The 990-nt window shown below is 68.7% G+C and carries 2 protein-coding genes; one reads left to right on the forward strand and one right to left on the reverse strand.

What is annotated here, in order from left to right; all coding sequences use genetic code 11:
• On the forward strand, positions 1-237 hold a 237-nt coding region (locus AC1DYI_RS36810), incomplete at its 5' end, for an SDR family NAD(P)-dependent oxidoreductase (RefSeq protein WP_477209021.1).
• A 30-nt stretch (positions 238-267) separates the two neighbouring features.
• On the opposite strand, the gene eda is transcribed toward AC1DYI_RS36810, so the two are convergent.
• On the reverse strand, positions 268-894 hold the full coding sequence (gene eda / locus AC1DYI_RS36815) for a bifunctional 4-hydroxy-2-oxoglutarate aldolase/2-dehydro-3-deoxy-phosphogluconate aldolase (RefSeq protein WP_477209022.1): 627 nt from the start codon (positions 892-894) through the stop codon (positions 268-270).
• Between the last annotated feature and the right edge of the window lie 96 nt (positions 895-990).

Below are 990 nucleotides of genomic sequence, written 5' to 3' on the forward strand. Positions count from 1 at the left end.
GTCAATGCCGCGGCGCCTGGCACCATCGCCACCGAACTGGCACGCGAAGCGGTGCTGACGAGCGAGGAAGCAAAGCAGCGCATCCTCGGCCGCACGCCGATGAAGCGGCTGGGCGAGCCCGAAGAAGTGGCCGACGTGGTCGGCTTTCTGCTCAGTGACGCCGCCCGCTACATGACCGGCGAGATCGTGCACATCGACGGCGGCCGCATGGCGCTGAACTACACCGTGCCGGTCTGAGCCAGCGCGGCCTGGCCGCGCCCGAAAGGCCTAACGCCGCAATGCTGCGGCTTCGGCAGCGAGCCGGGTGATCCGGCCCCAGTCGCCGCTCTTCACCGCGTCGGCCGGCGTCAGCCATGAGCCGCCGCAGACCTTGACGTTGGGCAGCGACAGGAACTCTGGCGCGGTCTGCAGCGTGATGCCGCCGGTCGGGCAGAAGACCACATCGGGGAACGGACCGGCCAGTGCCTTCAGCATCGGAATGCCGCCTGCCGCCGTCGCCGGGAAGAACTTCAGGAACGACAGGCCGTCGGCCTGCGCCGCCATCACCTCGCTCGCGGTGGCCACGCCGGGCAACAACGGCAGGCCAATGTCGCGACATGCGGCGCCCACCTCAGCCGTGTAGCCGGGGCTGACACCGAAGACCGCACCAGCCTGCTTCGCCGCTCGCGCATCGGCCGCGGAGCGGATGGTGCCGGCACCGACGATCGCGCCAGGCACCTCGCGCGCCATCGCCTCGATCGCACCCAGCGCCACCGGGGTGCGCAGCGTCACTTCAAGCACCTTCACCCCACCTTCGACCAAGGCGCGTGCCAGCGGCACGGCGTCTTCGAGCCGATCGATGACGATGACGGGAATGACGGGGCCGTGAGAGGCCAATTCAAGCGTATTCAACATGTTTGATGCCTAAAGATAACTACTAGCCAACCTTGCCCCCGGCGCTCCGCAGGAGCCGCCGGCCTTCAAGTGGCGTGCGCGGATCCGGCTTCGCCG

It is taken from the genome of Ideonella sp. P3_A4, assembly GCF_056403075.1.

Bases quoted from the DNA above. Each gene is read 5' to 3' on its own strand.
- eda (WP_477209022.1), bottom strand. From the start codon at position 894: ATGTTGAATACGCTTGAATTGGCCTCTCACGGCCCCGTCATTCCCGTC.